The 15,838-nt window shown below is 71.3% G+C and carries 14 protein-coding genes and 1 riboswitch; of the genes, 3 read left to right on the forward strand and 11 right to left on the reverse strand.

Annotation, left to right across the window (positions count from 1 at the left end):
* Window position 1: 1 nt before the first annotated feature.
* Window positions 2–1,495, reverse strand: coding sequence for a glutamate-cysteine ligase family protein (locus SXIM_RS01420; RefSeq protein ID WP_046725381.1), 1,494 nt, complete (start codon window positions 1,493–1,495; stop codon window positions 2–4).
* Window positions 1,496–1,754: 259 nt separating this feature from the next.
* Between SXIM_RS01420 and SXIM_RS01425 the strand changes: the two genes are divergently transcribed.
* Window positions 1,755–2,324: a hypothetical protein gene (locus tag SXIM_RS01425; protein WP_030726924.1), complete on the forward strand. Its 570-nt coding sequence runs from the start codon at window positions 1,755–1,757 to the stop codon at window positions 2,322–2,324.
* Between the two features lie 114 nt (window positions 2,325–2,438).
* On the opposite strand, the gene gcvP is transcribed toward SXIM_RS01425, so the two are convergent.
* Window positions 2,439–5,336, reverse strand: a complete 2,898-nt coding sequence (gene gcvP / locus SXIM_RS01430; RefSeq protein ID WP_046722709.1) for an aminomethyl-transferring glycine dehydrogenase — start codon at window positions 5,334–5,336, stop codon at window positions 2,439–2,441.
* Window positions 5,337–5,522: 186 nt separating this feature from the next.
* Window positions 5,523–5,620, reverse strand: a riboswitch (glycine riboswitch).
* A 148-nt stretch (window positions 5,621–5,768) separates the two neighbouring features.
* On the opposite strand from gcvP, the gene SXIM_RS01435 reads away from it, so the two are divergent.
* A complete protein-coding gene (locus tag SXIM_RS01435; RefSeq protein ID WP_078635146.1) occupies window positions 5,769–6,173 on the forward strand; it encodes a PRC-barrel domain-containing protein in 405 nt (134 codons plus the stop codon).
* On the opposite strand, the gene SXIM_RS01440 is transcribed toward SXIM_RS01435, so the two are convergent.
* From SXIM_RS01440 to clsA, 9 genes are all read right to left on the reverse strand, one after another.
* Window positions 6,128–7,525, reverse strand: coding sequence for a DNA polymerase IV (locus SXIM_RS01440; protein ID WP_030726933.1), 1,398 nt, complete (start codon window positions 7,523–7,525; stop codon window positions 6,128–6,130). The two genes, SXIM_RS01435 and SXIM_RS01440, sit on opposite strands and share 46 nt — an antisense overlap.
* Window positions 7,526–7,574: 49 nt before the next feature.
* Entirely contained in the window at window positions 7,575–8,186 is a 612-nt protein-coding gene (locus SXIM_RS01445) for a MerR family transcriptional regulator (protein ID WP_375879439.1), read from the reverse strand.
* A 142-nt stretch (window positions 8,187–8,328) separates the two neighbouring features.
* On the reverse strand, window positions 8,329–8,802 hold the full coding sequence (locus SXIM_RS01450; protein WP_030726939.1) for a bifunctional nuclease family protein: 474 nt from the start codon (window positions 8,800–8,802) through the stop codon (window positions 8,329–8,331).
* Window positions 8,803–8,880: 78 nt separating this feature from the next.
* Window positions 8,881–9,462, reverse strand: coding sequence for an FHA domain-containing protein (locus SXIM_RS27900; RefSeq protein ID WP_386533493.1), 582 nt, complete (start codon window positions 9,460–9,462; stop codon window positions 8,881–8,883).
* A 291-nt stretch (window positions 9,463–9,753) separates the two neighbouring features.
* Window positions 9,754–10,611 (reverse strand): DUF881 domain-containing protein, encoded by an 858-nt coding sequence (locus SXIM_RS01465; RefSeq protein WP_046722710.1) that lies wholly within the window; start codon window positions 10,609–10,611, stop codon window positions 9,754–9,756.
* 5 nt (window positions 10,612–10,616) lie between these two features.
* A complete protein-coding gene (locus tag SXIM_RS01470; protein ID WP_019434707.1) occupies window positions 10,617–10,949 on the reverse strand; it encodes a small basic family protein in 333 nt (110 codons plus the stop codon).
* Window positions 10,946–11,839 carry a DUF881 domain-containing protein gene (locus tag SXIM_RS01475; RefSeq protein ID WP_107046938.1) on the reverse strand — a complete coding sequence of 298 codons (894 nt, stop codon included), beginning with the start codon at window positions 11,837–11,839 and terminating at the stop codon, window positions 10,946–10,948. Before SXIM_RS01475 ends, SXIM_RS01470 begins: the two co-directional genes overlap by 4 nt.
* Before the next feature lie 99 nt (window positions 11,840–11,938).
* Window positions 11,939–14,431, reverse strand: coding sequence for a mannose-1-phosphate guanyltransferase (locus SXIM_RS01480; RefSeq protein WP_030726951.1), 2,493 nt, complete (start codon window positions 14,429–14,431; stop codon window positions 11,939–11,941).
* A 135-nt stretch (window positions 14,432–14,566) separates the two neighbouring features.
* Window positions 14,567–15,175: a cardiolipin synthase ClsA gene (clsA, locus tag SXIM_RS01485; protein WP_030726955.1), complete on the reverse strand. Its 609-nt coding sequence runs from the start codon at window positions 15,173–15,175 to the stop codon at window positions 14,567–14,569.
* Window positions 15,176–15,376: 201 nt separating this feature from the next.
* Between clsA and SXIM_RS01490 the strand changes: the two genes are divergently transcribed.
* Window positions 15,377–15,826, forward strand: coding sequence for a PTS sugar transporter subunit IIA (locus tag SXIM_RS01490; RefSeq protein ID WP_030726957.1), 450 nt, complete (start codon window positions 15,377–15,379; stop codon window positions 15,824–15,826).
* The last annotated feature ends 12 nt before the right edge of the window (window positions 15,827–15,838 follow it).

Here is a 15,838-nt window from a genome sequence, read left to right on the forward strand (position 1 = left end):
GTCAGCTCCCGATCGGCCAGCTGTGCACCGGCGCGTCGGTGCGCGCCAGTTCGCAGTAGCGGGTCACGAGCCGGGACAGGGCCGTACGGCGGTCGGCTCCGTTCGCCACCTCCTGGTGGTAGACCCGAGTCTGCCAGCCGGCCCCGGTGATCCCGCGGCGGCATCGTTCGGCGATGACGGACAGGTAGTGGTCGCGGTCGGTGGCCGGAATGCCGTACGCGTCCAGGCCCGAGGCGGCCAGCGGCAGCAGGGTCTCCTCGATGAGCCGCGCGGCCGGGCGGGTGATCAGCCCGTCGCCGTCGGGATCGGGCCAGGTCAGCTCGGCGTCGATGCCCTCCCGGCAGGCGGTGTGGAAGTTCTCCTCGGCGGTGGCGAACGGCAGCCGGTGCCACACGGGCTGCTCCTGGTCGGCCAGGGCGCGCACCAGTCCGTAGTAGAAGGCCGCGTTGGCGACGGTGTCGGTGGCCGTGGGGCCGGTGGGCAGCACCCGGTTCTCCACCCGCAGATGCGGTACGCCGTCGGCCACCGCGTACACCGGACGGTTCCAGCGGTAGACGGTGCCGTTGTGCAGGCCGAGTTCGGACAGCTGGGGGATGCCGCCTGCGGCCAGAACGGCGAGCGGGTCCTCCTCGTCGCGCAGCGGGATGAGCGCGGGGAAGTAGCGCAGGTTCTCCTCGAAGAGATCGGTGACGGAGTCGATCCAGCGTTCGCCGAACCATGTGCGCGGGCGTACGCCCTGGGCTGCCAGCTCCGGGGGACGGCTGTCGGTGGCCTGGAGGAAGAACGGCGGGCGGGTCTCCGGCCACAGCTGGGTACCGAAGACGAACGGGGAATTGGCGCCCACCGCTATCTGTGCCGCGGTGACGCACTGGGCGGCGTTCCAGGTGTCGGCGAACCGGTCCGGAGTGACCTGGAGGTGGAATTGCACCGAGGTGCAGATGGATTCCGGGGCGATGGAGTCGAAGGAGCGTTCCAGCGTTTCGGCTCCGGCCAGTTCGACCTTGATTCTTTCGCCGCGGGCCGCAAGTATCTGGTCGTTCAGCATCATATAGCGGTCGACCTGGGAGAGGCTGGTGGGAGCCAGCTCGTCTCCTGTGACAGTGGGCAGAACTCCAATCATCACGATGTTGGCGTCGAATTCCCCGGCCACCGTGTCCGCATAACCGAAGGCGACGCGCAGTTCCTCCGCCAGGTCGTCGAACACCCGGCCCGCCAGGGTGCGCGGGGTCATATTGAATTCAAGGGTGAACTGACCGAGCTCGGTCTGGAAATCCCGGGTGGCCATTCTCGCCAGCACCTCGCCATTGACCATGCGCGGGGCGCCGTCGCGGTCGGCGAGACTGAGTTCCACCTCCAGGCCGATGGACTCCCGTGGCCCGTCGAAGCGCCGCTCCGCGAGCAGCCGGCGCAGGCTCTCCACGCACGCATGCAGTCTGGCCCGGAAAAGTTCCCGGTCAGCAAGATCGAACCGGTCGGCCGCGACCTTCGCACCCATGCGGCACACCTCCTCGTCCGTCGGTGCACCGATCATGCCCACCACCATCGGCCGATAACACCGGACCGTGCGTGGCGCGGCCCACACATGGGCATATCCCAGAGGGATACTTCGCGCACAGGGCGGCCTGATTACCTCTTGCCGAAACTTTTTCGGTGGGCTAGTGGAAACATAACGAGAACACGCGTCGTATAACATCCTGAAGCGCCATGTCTCCCCTGGAAGAGGCGACCTACTCCGAAGCGAGAGGCGACCCGACATGCCCCTGAACATCCCGCCCGCTCCTGCTGCCGCCGAGCGCAGCCTGAGTGCCGCGCTCCAGTCCACGACGGTGCGTTCCCCGCACCCGATCTATCTGAATCGAGGGGCTCTGCGCCCCGTGCTTCCCCTGTCCGTGCACCGGTTGACACCGGTCCCCGATCCCACCGGAGCGGCCCTCTCCCGGCTGACCGGATGGCGTTTTCTGCTGGAGAGTGGTGGCCGCGCCGTCGGAGCCGCGGAAACCATGCTGACCCCGGACGGCTGGGCTTTCTCGCATTTCGGGGAAGGCCCCTATATCGCCTCCACGGAGCGGGCCGTACGGCGCGCCGAGCAGCTTCCCGGTACCTATCAGCCCCGGTTGCTGTCGATTCCGGAGCTGTACATGCTCACCCTGTGGCTGCACTCGGATCCCACGGCGGAGCCGGGCGCCGGCTCGCCGCTGCCGCAGGACATCCTGGTGCCGCTCGCTCCGGCGCCGCCGGGTATCGCCGGGGATCTCCCGGTGCGCGCGGACACCCTGCTGCCGGTGCTCGCCGGCCGCCTGACGATCACGGCGCCGACCGGCTGACCGGCGGCGCACCACACGCAGGTGGTACGTGTCCGGGCCGGTTCCCCGCTGTGGGGAGCCGGCCCGGACGGCGTCGGCCTCGGTCCTGGGCTCTCAGCCCTGGGCTGTCAGCCCTCAGTCCTCGTAGGAGTCCACCGGCGGGCACGAGCACACCAGGTTGCGGTCGCCGAACGCGCCGTCGATGCGGCGCACCGGCGGCCAGTACTTGTCCTCGCGGCCCGTGTCGCCCGGGAAAACGGCGTCCTGACGGCTGTACGGGTGCGTCCACTCCTCGGTGAGCTGCACCGCGGTGTGCGGCGCGCCGGCCAGCGGGTTGTCGTCCTTGGGCCACTCCCCCGCACCAACTCGGTCAATCTCCGCCCGAATCGCGATCATCGCATCGCAGAATCGGTCGAGTTCGGCCAGATTTTCGCTCTCGGTCGGCTCGATCATGAGCGTCCCGGCAACGGGGAAGGACATCGTCGGCGCGTGGAACCCGTAGTCGATCAGCCGCTTGGCCACATCGTCGATGCTGACACCGGTGGCCTTGGTGAGCGGCCGGACGTCGATGATGCACTCGTGCGCCACCAGACCGCCGGGCCCGGTGTAGAGCACCGGGTAGTGCGGTTCCAGGCGCTTGGCGATGTAGTTGGCGCCCAGGACCGCCGTCTGGGTCGCCTCGCGCAGCCCTTCTGGGCCCATGAGCCGCAGATAGGCCCAGGAGATCGGCAGGATGCCGGCCGAGCCCCACGGCGCCGCGGAGACCGGGCCCACCGGACCGTCCACGGGTCCCGCGGTGGGCTGGAGCGGATGACCGGGCAGGTACGGGGCGAGGTGCTCGCGCACCGCCACCGGGCCGACCCCGGGGCCACCGCCGCCGTGCGGGATGCAGAAGGTCTTGTGCAGGTTCAGGTGCGAGACGTCCGCCCCGAACCGTCCCGGACGGGCCAGCCCCACCAGCGCGTTGAGGTTGGCACCGTCCACGTACACCTGGCCGCCCGCGTCGTGCACCGCCGCGCAGATCTCCTGGATGCCCTCCTCGAACACCCCGTGCGTGGAGGGGTAGGTGACCATCAGGACCGCCAGCTCGTCCCGGTACCGCTCGATCTTGGCGCGCAGGTCCTCGACGTTCACATCACCGTTCTCGCCGGTGGCCACCACGACCACCTTCATCCCGGCCATCACGGCGCTGGCGGCGTTGGTGCCGTGCGCCGAGGAGGGGATCAGGCACACGGTGCGCTGCGGGTCACCGTTCGCGCGGTGGTAGGCGCGCACCGCGAGCAGCCCGGCCAGCTCGCCCTGCGACCCGGCGTTGGACTGCAGCGAGACCTTGTCGTAACCGGTGATCTCGGCGAGCCCGTCCTCCAGTTCGCGGATCAGGGTGCGGTAGCCCTCGGCCTGCTCGATCGGCGCGAACGGGTGCAGCGCGGCGAACTGCGGCCAGGTGACCGGCTCCATCTCGACGGTGGCGTTGAGCTTCATGGTGCACGAGCCCAGCGGGATCATGCCGCGGTCCAGCGCGTAGTCCCGGTCGGCCAGACGCCGCAGATAGCGCAGCATCGCGGTCTCGGAACGGTGCTGGTGGAACACCGGGTGGCTGAGGTACTCGTCGGTGCGCAGCAGCGCGCCGGGCAGCGCGTCCGGCGTCGCGGCGTCCAGCGCGTCGATGTCGGTGTGCGCGCCGTCCACGCCGAAGGCGGCCCACACGGCGGCCAGTTCCGCGCGGGTGGTGGTCTCGTCGCAGGCGATGCCGACCAGGTCGGACCCGTCCTGGCGCAGATTGACGCCCGCCTCGCGGGCGGCGGCCACGATCTGCTCCGCGCGGCCCGGAACCCGGGCGGTGACGGTGTCGAAGAACGCCCCGTGCACCACCTCGACGCCGCCCGCGCGCAGCCCGGCGGCCAGCAGCGCGGCGTAGCGGTGGGTGCGGCGCGCGATGTCCGCCAGCCCCTGGGGGCCGTGGTACACGGCGTACATGCCGGCCATCACGGCCAGGAGCACCTGCGCCGTACAGATGTTGCTGGTGGCCTTCTCCCGGCGGATGTGCTGCTCGCGGGTCTGCAGCGCCAGCCGGTAGGCGCGCTTGCCGTCCGCGTCCCGGGAGACGCCCACCAGGCGTCCCGGCAGGCTGCGGGCGTACGCCTCGCGGACCGCCATGTAGCCGGCGTGCGGGCCGCCGAAGCCCATCGGCACGCCGAACCGCTGGCTGGTGCCCACCGCGATGTCCGCGCCCAGCTCGCCCGGCGAGGCGAGCAGGGTGAGGGCGAGCAGATCCGCGGCGACGGTGACGACCGCCCCCAGCTCGTGGGCGCGCTCGATGACCGGGCGCGGGTCGCGCACCGCGCCGCCGGTCCCCGGGTACTGGAGCAGGACGCCGAAGATCCCGCGCTCGGCGGCCTCCCGCGGGATGCCCTCGGTCAGGTCGGCGACCACCACCTCGACCCCGGTGGGCTCGGCGCGGGTGCGCAGCACGGCGACGGTCTGCGGCAGGGTGTCGGCGTCGACCAGGAAGACGCCCTGCTTGACCTTGCCCACCCGCCGCGACAGCGCCATGGCCTCGGCGGCGGCGGTGCCCTCGTCCAGCAGCGAGGCGCCGGCGGTGGGCAGCCCGGTGAGCTCGGAGACCACGGTCTGGAAGTTCAGCAGGGCCTCCAGGCGGCCCTGGGAGATCTCCGGCTGGTAGGGCGTGTACGCCGTGTACCAGGCGGGGTTCTCCATGACGTTGCGCAGGATGACCGGCGGGGTGAACGTGCCGTAGTAGCCCAGGCCGATCATGGAGGTCAGGACCTGGTTGCGGTCGGCCAGCGCGCGCAGTTCGGCCAGCACGGCGGCCTCCGAACGGGCCTGCGGCAGCCGCAGCGGTCCGGAGCCGGCGATGGAGGCGGGCACGGCGGCCGAGGTCAGCTCGTCGAGGGAGCCGAAGCCGACCTGGGCGAGCATCTTCGCCCGGTCGGTGGCGTCGGGGCCGATGTGGCGGGCCGCGAACGGCGAGCCGTGCTCCAGTGCGCTGAGCGGGAGTGGGCGTTCGGACATCTGGGGGCCTCCTGGTCGCTGGGACCCGCAACCACCGGGCGGTGCCTGCTGCGGCCTCCCCCTCTGTCATGTCGACCTGAGAGCTTCACCGCGCCGCCGCCCCGTCGGGCGTTGGCACGGCTTTCACCGTCGGTGAGGGCGGGGCCGGGACGGATGTCCGGCCGTCACCCTGCTTTCCAGAGTGGTTTCGCCCGTGCGGTACGGGGGCCTGAGAGATTCCGGGGAGGATTTGCTCCTTCGGCGCCGCCGGCCACAGGACCGGTGGACTCTCCCGCACGAGGTCGTCAACCGTTTTCGAGCCTACCAGCGGCCTTCGGGCTGCGAACATGGAGAGGGAGCCCCGCTCCCGGTGCCGGTGGACTCGACTGGCCGACTCCGGGTATGTGCCGTTACGTGAAGGCGAAGGGGCGTGCGGCCCGGCAGTGATGAACCGTGGGAGGAACCGTGCAGACCGATATCGATCCCCGCAGCCTGATCGGACGCAAGGCGTTCGACCGGAACGGAGCAAAGATCGGCACGGTGGACGAGGTCTATCTGGATGACGCGACCGGTGCACCCGAATGGGCGGCTGTGCGCACCGGACTCTTCAGCCGGGACGCGTTCGTGCCCCTGGAGCCCAGCGAGCTGGTCGAGGAGTCCCTGCGGGTGCCCTTCGACCGGGCGCTGATCAAGGACGCGCCGGACTTCGGGGTGGGGCGGCACCTCTCCCCCGAGCAGGAGCTGCAGCTGTACCACCACTACGGTCTCGACGTGCCGATGGCGGCGCCCGAGGATGACGCCACGCCGCCCGATCAGGACTTCGGCCGGCTGGCCTCGCCGCCGGACGAGGAGCGCTGAGGGCCGCCGGTCAGCGGCAGCGGGCCGGAGCGGCTGAGCTCCGGATCGTCCACCGCGAAAGTCCGCACCCGGCCCGGCGCGGAGCCCGGCGTCTCGAACCGCACGGTGACCCGCCCGACGCCGCTGCCCTGCACCCAGCCGGGGCCGTGCCCGGTGTGCTCCACGTCCAGGCCGGGAAGCCACCGGCGGTCGGGGGCCGGCCCGGCCTCCGGGGCGGCCCCGGCGGGGTCCGCCCGCTCGGGCGCGCTGTCACCGCCGTCCTCCTCGCCCTCGGCCCTCGCGCCCGCCTGCGCGAACAGATCCTCCTGGGTGAAATCCGCCAGTCCGGTGACGCCCACCCCCAGCAGCCGGACACCGTTGGTGGTGTCCACCCCCTCCAGCAGCCGCGCGGCCAGCTCCCGCACCACCGCCGGATCGTCGGTGGGCCCGCGCAGCGTGTCCGAGCGGGTCAGGGTGGAGAAGTCGTGGCTGCGTACCTTCAGCACCACGGTGCGCCCGGAGCGGCCGTGCTCGCGCAGCCGCCGTACGCACCGCTCGGCCAGCCGGTCCACCTCGTGGCGCACCCGGGCCCGGTCGGTGAGGTCCACGTCGAAGGTGTCCTCCACCGAGACCGATTTGGCGTCGCGCTCGGCGACCACCGGACGGTCGTCGATTCCCAGGGCCATCGCGTGCACCCCGCCGCCGTGCGCGGTGCCCAGCAGGCGCAGCAGCTCCGTCTCACCGGCCCGCACCACGTCGCCCACGGTGCTGATCCCGGCCCGGCGCAGCACGCCGTCGGTGGCCGGGCCGACCCCGGGCAGGGTACGGACCGGCAGCGGGGCCAGCAGGTCCCGCTCGGTGCCGGGCACGATCAGCTCCAGCCCGTCCGGCTTGGCCCGCTCCGAGGCGATCTTGGCGAGCATCTTGGAACCGGCCAGGCCCACCGAGCCGCTCAGTGTGGTGGCCACCCGGATCCGGGCGCGCAGTGCGTGCCCCACCGCCTCGGCCTCGGCGGCGGTGTGCGCCGTGCCGCCGGCCACCAGATCGACGAACGCCTCGTCCAGGCTCAGCGGCTCCACCAGCGGGGACAGTTCCCGCAGCAGTCCCATCACGGTCTCGCTGACCGAGCGGTAGACATCGAAGCGCGGATACAGATAGGCGGCGTTCGGGCAGCGCCGTCTGGCCTGGCCCATCGGCATGGCCGAGTGCACCCCGAACCGCCTGGCCTCGTAGGAGGCGGTGGCCACCACGCCGCGCGGCCCGAGCCCGCCGACGATCACCGGCTTGCCGCGCAGCGACGGCTTGGCCGCCTGCTCGACCGAGGCGTAGAAGGCGTCCATGTCGAGGTGCAGGATCGTCGGCTGGCCTCTCACTCTCCCGATGGTGCCCCACGGGTCTGACAATCCCCGGGAGCGGACGGGATCAGCGGGCTCCGCGCTGTCGGCGCCTGGCCAGTTCGTCGGAGGGGTGGCCCGCGCCGCCGACGGCTTCCCCGGTGTCCACCCGCTCTGCCTGGAGCCGGGCGAGGGCCGCCTCGACATCGCCCCACACCGCGCCGACCGCGATCCCGAAGACGCCCCGGCCGCCGCGCAGCAGCTCGGCCAGTTCCTCGGGGGACTCGCAGCGGTAGACGGTGGCCCCGTCGCTCATCAGGGTCAGCCCGGCCAGCTCCGCCAGGTCGGCGGAGCGCAGGGCGCGCACCGCCGTACGGATGCTCTGCAGGGAGACCCCGGCGTCCAGCAGCCGCTTGACGATCTTGAGCACCAGGATGTCCTGGAAGCTGTACAGCCGCTGGGTGCCCGAACCGTGTGCCGGGCGGATGCTGGGCTGCACCAGCTGGGTGCGGGCCCAGTAGTCGAGCTGGCGGTAGGTGATCCCGGCGGCGGCGCAGGCGCTGGGGCCCCGGTAGCCCAGGCGCTCGCGCCCGGTGCCCTGCCCCTGGGGGGTGGCCGGCGCCCGCAGGGGTTGCCGCGGCGGTACGCCCGGCAGCGGGGAGATCCCGCCCACCGCCGTACCCTCGCCGTTACCTGTCACGCCGGCCTCCGTTCCGCACGCCCCGACCGTGCCCTCGCCACTCACCGCGTGTGACGATGAGCACGCGCACAGCGCTCCTCCCAAGACATGCCCCACAGACGCTAAGCATGCACACTCAGCGCGTCAACGATCGCCACACCGGCTACTGATTGCTGGAGCCGAAGTCCTCGGGAGAGATCTGGTCCAGGAACTCCCGGAACCGTTCCACCTCGTCCTCCTGCTCGTCGGGGATGATGATCCCCGCATCGTCCAGCACCCCGTCACTGCTGTAGATGGGGGTACCCACGCGCAGCGCGAGCGCTATGGCGTCGGAGGGCCGGGCGCTGACCTCGACGCCGCTGGCGAACACGAGCTCGGCGTAGAAGACACCGTCGCGCAGATCGGTGATCCGCACGGCGGTGAGTTCCTGCCCGATCGCCTCGAGCACGTTCTTCAGCAGGTCGTGCGTCAGCGGCCGGGCAGGGGCCAGCCCCTGCTGGGCGAAGGCGATCGCGGTGGCCTCCCCGGGGCCGATCCAGATGGGGAGGTAGCGATCGCCGTCCACTTCACGGAGGAGCACGATGGGCTGGTTGTTGGGCAATTCGACCCTGACACCCACGACGTCGAGCTGGTTCACACATCAACCCTAGGTCGTGACCGGGGCATTTGGATAGTCGAGAACCGCCGCGCGGCGCCGTGCGCTCTCCGTGAGCCGTCACCCACCGTACTGGCCGGTGAAGAAGACCAGACGGTATTTACCGATCTGCACCTCGTCACCGTGCGCGAGCACCGCCGAGTCGATGGGCTCCCGGTTGACATAGGTGCCATTGAGGCTGCCCACGTCGAAACACGAGAAACCGCCTTCCGGACGGCGGCGGAACTCCACATGGCGGCGGGAGACCGTCACATCGTCCAGGAAGATGTCGCTCTGCGGGTGGCGGCCCGCGGTGGTGAGGTCACCGTCCAGCAGGAAGCGGCTGCCGGAGTTCGGCCCGCGCCGCACCACCAGCAGGGCCGAGCCCGGCGGCAGCGCGTCCACGGCGGCCTGGGCCTCCGGGGAGAGCGCGGGCATCACCGCGTGCTGACCGGTGATCTCGGAGTCGTACGCCTCCAGACCGGAGATCGAGATGGTGGAGGTCGTCTCCGAGGAGCCCTCCACGCCCGGCCGCAGCGGGTTGCCGCACTGCGAGCAGTAGCGGCTGGACGGGGCGTTGCGCGAGCCGCAGCGCCCGCAGGGCGTGCCGGCGGCCTGCGCCGCGGGAGCCTGGGAGCCTATGCCGCCGGCCTGGCCGTCCACCTCGTCACGGAACAGCGGGCGCCCCGCCTCCGTCGCGGGCGCCCCCGCAGGCTGCTCGCCACGGCGGGCATGAGGCCGTGCGGCACTGTGCGAGCCACCCTGACGCCTGCCGAACAACCTAGCGAAAAAACTCACCAGCGATCCCCTCGCACCTAGCCCGCCCCGTCGGTGGACGGGCGGTCCATTGTCTCTCATCCGCCGCGCCGGACACTCTGCCAACGTACGCGGCCCGTATTCAGTTTCCCTTACCGAGAGCCACCACATCGGGCAGCCCCCGGCGATGGCTCCCCGTCACGGCGACGACTGAGCGTAGTCAGGCCGGTCCGCCGATCGCAAGGCGTCCACGAGGACGGTCTCCGGCCGCTCCACCGTGACCCCGGCCTGCTCCTTCTCCAGGGACTGCACGACGCCCCCGGGGATGTTCAGCGCCGGTTCCAGGTCCTGCGGGCGCCCGATGGCGTCGATCACGTACGGGGCGTTCACCGCCCGGCCGTCGATGCGCACCTGGCCGTTCTCGTCCGTGAAGAAGGTACCGGCCACCACCCGTACGTCGTTGATCTGGATCGCCTCGGCGCCGGCCGCCCGCAGCTCCTGCACGGCGTCCAGCAGCATGTCGGCGCGCACCCCGCCGGCCGGGTCGGTGACCCGCAGCTCGATCCCCGGGCCCTCGGCGGCCACCGTACCGGCCAGGATGCCCAGTTGCCGCTCGCGTTCGGCGGTCTGCCGCCGGGCCTCCTCGGCCTGGTCGGAGCTGGTCTCCAGGTCGGTGCGCTGCTCCTCCAGGTCGTTGCGCTCGTCCTCCAGACGGCCGCTGCGGTCCTCCAGATCGCTGAGGATGCGCACCAGGTCCTCGGGGCGGGCGCCGCGCAGCGCGCTGTCCTCGGCGCTGGCGGCCCGTACCTGGATGGCCAGGCCGAGGCCCAGGACGAACAGCAGCGCGGCCACGATCAGCTGGCTGCGGGTGACCCGGGGCGGCCACAGGCCGGCCCACAGCACATCGCGGCCGGTCAGGCGCGCGGGCGGGGCCGGCGGGAGGGCCTTGCGCTCCGCGCCCGGTTCCGGCGCGCGCGGCGCCTCGGGCGCCCCCTGCGGTGTGTCCCGGGGCTCCGGCCCGGGCCCGCGGTCGCGGTCCTGCTCGGGGTCGCTCATGGCACTCACGCCCGGAAGAGGTGTCGGCGGATGGACGCGGCGTTGGAGAAGATCCGGATGCCCAGAACCACGACCACGCCGGTGGACAGCTGGGCCCCCACGCCGAGCTTGTCGCCGAGGAAGACGATCAGCGCGGCGACCACGACGTTGGACAGGAAGGAGACGACGAAGACCTTGTCGTCGAACATCCCGTCCAGCATGGCGCGCAGCCCGCCGAAGACCGCGTCGAGCGCCGCGACCACGGCGATCGGCAGGTATGGCTCAAGTCCCATGGGCACCACGGGCCGGGTGAGGATTCCGGCCACGACGCCCAGCACGAGCCCCAGTACGGCGATCACTGTGTGTTTCCTTCTCCCGTGTCCGCGGGTCGCGCCGTCCGGACCGTGAGGCTGGTGGCGGCGGGTATGCGGATCTCTTGCTGGTCGGAGGTGGCGGCCCGGATGCCGTAGTTGTCGCGCAACACGTTGAGGTACTGGCCGTCCACCGTGGAATCGAAGCGGGTACGCAGGTCCTGCGGGTCACCGATGGCCTGGACGGTGTACGGGGGGACCAGCGGACGGTTGTCGACGAGAATGGCGTCGCCCGCCGCGCGGATGGCCGACAGGGCGGTGAGCCGCTGCCCGTTGACGGCGATGGCCTCGGCGCCCGAGGTCCACAGTCCGTTGACCACCCGCTGGAGGTCGCGGTCGCGGACCCGGCCGGTGTCGAAACCGGAGCCCTCCCTGGCGTCCCCGCCGCCCTCGGCGACACCCTTGGCGTCGTTGATGACGAGTTCGAGCCCGGGCCCCTGGACGGCGTCGGCGCCGGCGAGCAGCGCGGTCAGCTCGCCCGGGTCCCCGCCGCTGTCGCTGAGCAGGTCGCGCTGTCGGGCGGCGACCTCGGTACGCAGGGCGTCCACCTCCTGCTGGAGCGCGTCCATCGCCTCGGTACCGGACTCGACCCGCTCCAGGAGTTCCTGGCGCTCCCGGGCGACGGTGGGTGCCGCCTCCCGCGCCTGGGCGGCGCCCAGGGTGACCACCAGGCCGGCCAGGACGAGCCCGGTGGCCAGCCAGAGCTTGGCGCGCAGGGTGCGCGGCAGCCCCGACCGGCCCTCGCTGTGCCTGCGTGCCGCCGCCTGGGCGTACCCCTCGTCGAGGGTGTGGTTCATGACGGTGGTCAGCAGCGACATGGAGGCGTCGGGGCGCGCCGGCGGGCGTGGCCCGTTGGGCTGCGATGACATGGCGCACATGGTCGCACGCCTCCCCGGGGGATTTCGAAACGGGCCCCTGGGGAGGCGTGCGGTCCGGCCGCCGGGCGGTGCCCGTGACCGGTGGTTCAGCCGGGTCGGTCAGTGGTCGGCGCCCTCGACCACCGCCGACCAGTGCTCCAGGAGTTCCTGCGCGGTGGCGTCGTCGGGACCCTCGGCCCACAGGTGGGTGAGGGCCTCGGCCGGGTCGGGCAGCACCAGCACCCAGCGGCCGTCGGCCTCCACCACCCGTACCCCGTCGGTGGTGTCGATGGAGCGATCGCCCGCCGCCTCCACGACGCGCCGCATGACCAGACCCTTGACGGCCCAGGGGGTGGCGACGGAACGGCGCAGGACGTGCGCCCGGGGGATGCGGGCGTCGATCTGGCTGAGGGAGAGCTGGGTGCGGGCCACCAGACCGGTGAGCCGGGCGAAGGCGGCGGTGGCGTCGAAGACACTGGAGAACTCGGGGACGATGAAACCGCCCTGGCCGTCCCCGCCGAAGACGGCGTCCTTGCCGGCGGCGCGGGTGAGGTCGTCGGGTGAGGTGGTGGTCCACTCCACCTGGGTTCCGTGGTAGGCGGCGACCTGTTCGGCGATGCGGGTGGTGGTGACGGGCAGCGCGACCCGGCCGCTGCGGCGTTCCGCGGCCACCAGGTCGAGCATCACCAGCAGGGCGCGCTGGTCCTCGATGATGCGGCCGCGTTCGTCGACCAGGGCGAGCCGTTCACCGACCGGGTCGAAGCGGACGCCGAAGGCGGCGCGGGAGGAGGAGACCATCTCCCCCAGGCGTACGAGGCCGGCCCGGCGGGTCTCGGCCGTCTCGGTGGGGCGGGCCTCGTCCTGGCCGGGGTTGATGACCAGCGAGTCGACGCCGAGCCGGCCGAGCAGGCTGGGCAGTACGAGCCCGGCGCTGCCGTTGGCCGCGTCGACGACGATCTTGAGCCCGGACTCGGGGACCCCGGTGGTGTCGACGGCCCGGATGACGGCGCCGGTGTAGGCGTCGAAGACGCTGGCGGGGAAGCGCAGGTCGCCGATCTCCCCGGGGAAGGCGCGGCGGTACTCCTGGCGGGCGTACACCCGGTCGAGCTTGCGCTGTCCCGCCTGGGAGAGGTCGGCTCCGCGTTCGTCGAAGAACATGATGTCGACGGAGTCGGGAACGCCCGGGGTGGTACGGATCATGACCCCGCCCGCGCTCCCGCGGGCGGTCTGCTGGCGGGCGACGGGCAGTGGGACGTTCTCCAGGTCGCGGACATCGATGGCACTGGCCTGGAGGGCGGAGATGACGGCGCGTTTGAGGGCGCGGGCGCCCCGGGAGTGGTCGCGCGCCGTGGTGACGGTGGAGCCCTTCTTGAGGGTGGTGGCGTACGCGCTGGCGAGCCGGACGGCGAGCTCCGGGGTGATCTCCACGTTGAGAATGCCGGAGACGCCGCGGGCGCCGAAGAGGTGGGCCTGGCCGCGGGATTCCCAGATGACCGAGGTGTTGACGAACGCGCCCGCCTCGATCGTCTTGAACGGGTAGACGCGGACGTTGCCCTGGACGATGGACTCCTCGCCGACCAGACACTCGTCGCCGATGACGGCGCCGTCCTCGATCCGGGCGGCGCGCATGATGTCGGTGTTCTTGCCGATGACGCAGCCGCGCAGATTGGTCTGCGGGCCGAGATAGACGTTGTCGTGGACCACGGCCTTGTGCAGGAAGGCGTCGGCCTTGACGACGACGTTCGAGCCGATGACGGTGTGCTCGCGCACCTCGGCGCCGGCCTCGATCTTGGCGTAGTCGCCGATGTAGAGGGGGCCGCGCAGTTTGGCGTCGGGGTGCACCTCGGCGCCCTCGGCGACCCAGACCCCGGGGGAGATCTCGAAGCCGTCGATGTCGACGTCGACCTTGCCCTCCAGGACGTCGGCCTGGGCCTTGACGTAGCTCTCGTGGGTGCCCACGTCCTCCCAGTAGCCCTCGGCGACATAGCCGTAGATGGGCCGGCCCTCCTTCATCAGCCGGGGGAAGACATCGCCCGACCAGTCGACGGGCACGTCCGGTTCGACGTAGTCGAAGACCTCGGGCTCCATCACGTAGATGCCGGTGTTCACGGTGTCCGAGAACACCTGGCCCCAGGTGGGCTTCTCCAGGAAGCGTTCGACCCGGCCGTCCTCCTTGAGGATCGTGATGCCGAACTCCAGGGGGTTGGGCACCCGTGTGAGACAGACGGTGACCAGGGCGCCGCGTTCGCGGTGGAACGCGATGAGGTCGGTGAGGTCGAAGTCGGTGAGGGCATCGCCGGAGATCACCAGGAAGGAGTCGTCCTTCAGGGCCTCCTCGGCGTTCTTCACACTTCCGGCCGTACCCAGGGGCTTCTCCTCGTTGGCGTAGGTGAGGTCCATCCCCAGTTCCTCACCGTCGCCGAAGTAGTTCTTCACCAGAGAAGCGAGAAATTGCACGGTGACCACGGTCTCGGTCAGACCGTGCCGCTTCAGCAGCCGGAGCACGTGTTCCATGATCGGACGGTTCGCCACGGGCAGCAGTGGCTTGGGCATGCTCGCGGTCATGGGGCGAAGCCGGGTGCCTTCGCCACCAGCCATTACGACGGCCTTCATATCGGAAGTGTCCTCCTTGGGGAGACGGCAGTCATGCCGACCGCACCCGTCTGGAGGGGCCCGGGCCCGGGGTGGCTCCCCGGAAAACTGCGGCACGTGCGGGCGCCAGGCCCCTGCGACACTGCCAGGGCGGGCTCAGTCGGCCGTGGCATCCGCCTTGAGGATTCGGCGGACCTGGACCACGTACAGGACTCCTGCCCACCAGTAGAGCGCTGTACCCCAGCCGACGAACGCCCATCCGAAAATGGCGGCGAGGGAGGCGAGGAGCCCGTGGCCGTCGCTGAGGAGCAACAGCGGGAAGCCGTACATCAGATTGAGGGTGGCGGCCTTGCCCACGTAGTTGACCTGGAGCGGGGCGTAGCCGCGGCGGTCCAGGACGAAGACGGTGACGGCCATCATGGCCTCGCGGGCCAGCAGCAGCGCCGTGACCCACCACGGGAGGATCTCGCGCCAGGTGAGGCCGACGAGCGTGGACAGGATGTACAGCCGGTCGGCCGCGGGGTCCAGGATGCGGCCCAGGTCGGAGACCTGGTTCCAGCGGCGGGCGAGCTTGCCGTCGAGGTAGTCGCTCACTCCGCTGAGGACGAGCACCAGCAGGGCCCAGCCGTCCCGGTTGGGGCCGTCGAAGACCGGGGACAGCACCAGCCACAGGAACACGGGCACGCCCAGCAGCCTGGCCATGCTCAGGATGTTCGGGATGGTGAAGACCCTGCTGGTCTGCGTGTCCGGATCCTGGACGTCCACCCGGAAGCCTCCCGTTGTTCATGCCTGTTCCGGCCGGTGTGCGCCTTTGTGCGCCTTGACCTTACCGGGCGCGGCGGCCGGGTCACCGCTCGGGGCGGCCGGTGATCGGGGTGCTCCGGATCCCATGACTTACGCTTTTATATGGTGTGCCGTCCGAAAAGTGATGGACCCTGATTGTTTTCGCCCTTTGAGAGGCCCTTCATGACCACTGTCACATCTCCTGTGGCCGGGCGGGCCATCCCCCTCGCCGACGTCCCCGATCCGGCGTTCGCCGAGGCGGTGATCGGGTCGGGCGCGGCCGTCGAACCGCTCCTCGCCCCGTGTACGGCCGTGGCCCCCATTGACGGCATCATCGTCTCGCTGCGCCCGAACGCCTATGTGGTGGTGGACGCCGGGGGACGGGGCGTACTCACCCATCTGGGTCTCGATACGGTTCAACTGGACGGACAGGGTTTCGAACCGCTGGCCAACAAGGGCGACACGGTGCGCCGGGGCGACCCGGTGGTGCGGTGGAACCCGGCTGCCGTGGCCGCGGCGGGGAAGTCCCCGGTGTGCCCGGTGGTGGCGCTCCAGGCGACCGCCGACGCCCTGTCCGAGGTCGCCGCGGACATCGAGGTCCTGGCCGGTGACCCGCTTTTCGGCTGGAACTGACGGAGACAGGTG

The organism is Streptomyces xiamenensis (genome assembly GCF_000993785.3).
GTDB classification, from domain to species: Bacteria; Actinomycetota; Actinomycetes; order Streptomycetales; family Streptomycetaceae; genus Streptomyces; species Streptomyces xiamenensis.

Bases quoted from the DNA above. Each gene is read 5' to 3' on its own strand.
- SXIM_RS01420 (WP_046725381.1), bottom strand. From the start codon at position 1,495: ATGGGTGCGAAGGTCGCGGCCGACCGGTTCGATCTTGCTGACCGGGAA.
- SXIM_RS01425 (WP_030726924.1), top strand. From the start codon at position 1,755: ATGCCCCTGAACATCCCGCCCGCTCCTGCTGCCGCCGAGCGCAGCCTG.
- gcvP (WP_046722709.1), bottom strand. From the start codon at position 5,336: ATGTCCGAACGCCCACTCCCGCTCAGCGCACTGGAGCACGGCTCGCCG.
- SXIM_RS01465 (WP_046722710.1), bottom strand. From the start codon at position 10,611: ATGAGCGACCCCGAGCAGGACCGCGACCGCGGGCCCGGGCCGGAGCCC.
- SXIM_RS01475 (WP_107046938.1), bottom strand. From the start codon at position 11,839: ATGTGCGCCATGTCATCGCAGCCCAACGGGCCACGCCCGCCGGCGCGC.
- SXIM_RS01480 (WP_030726951.1), bottom strand. From the start codon at position 14,431: ATGAAGGCCGTCGTAATGGCTGGTGGCGAAGGCACCCGGCTTCGCCCC.
- SXIM_RS01490 (WP_030726957.1), top strand. From the start codon at position 15,377: ATGACCACTGTCACATCTCCTGTGGCCGGGCGGGCCATCCCCCTCGCC.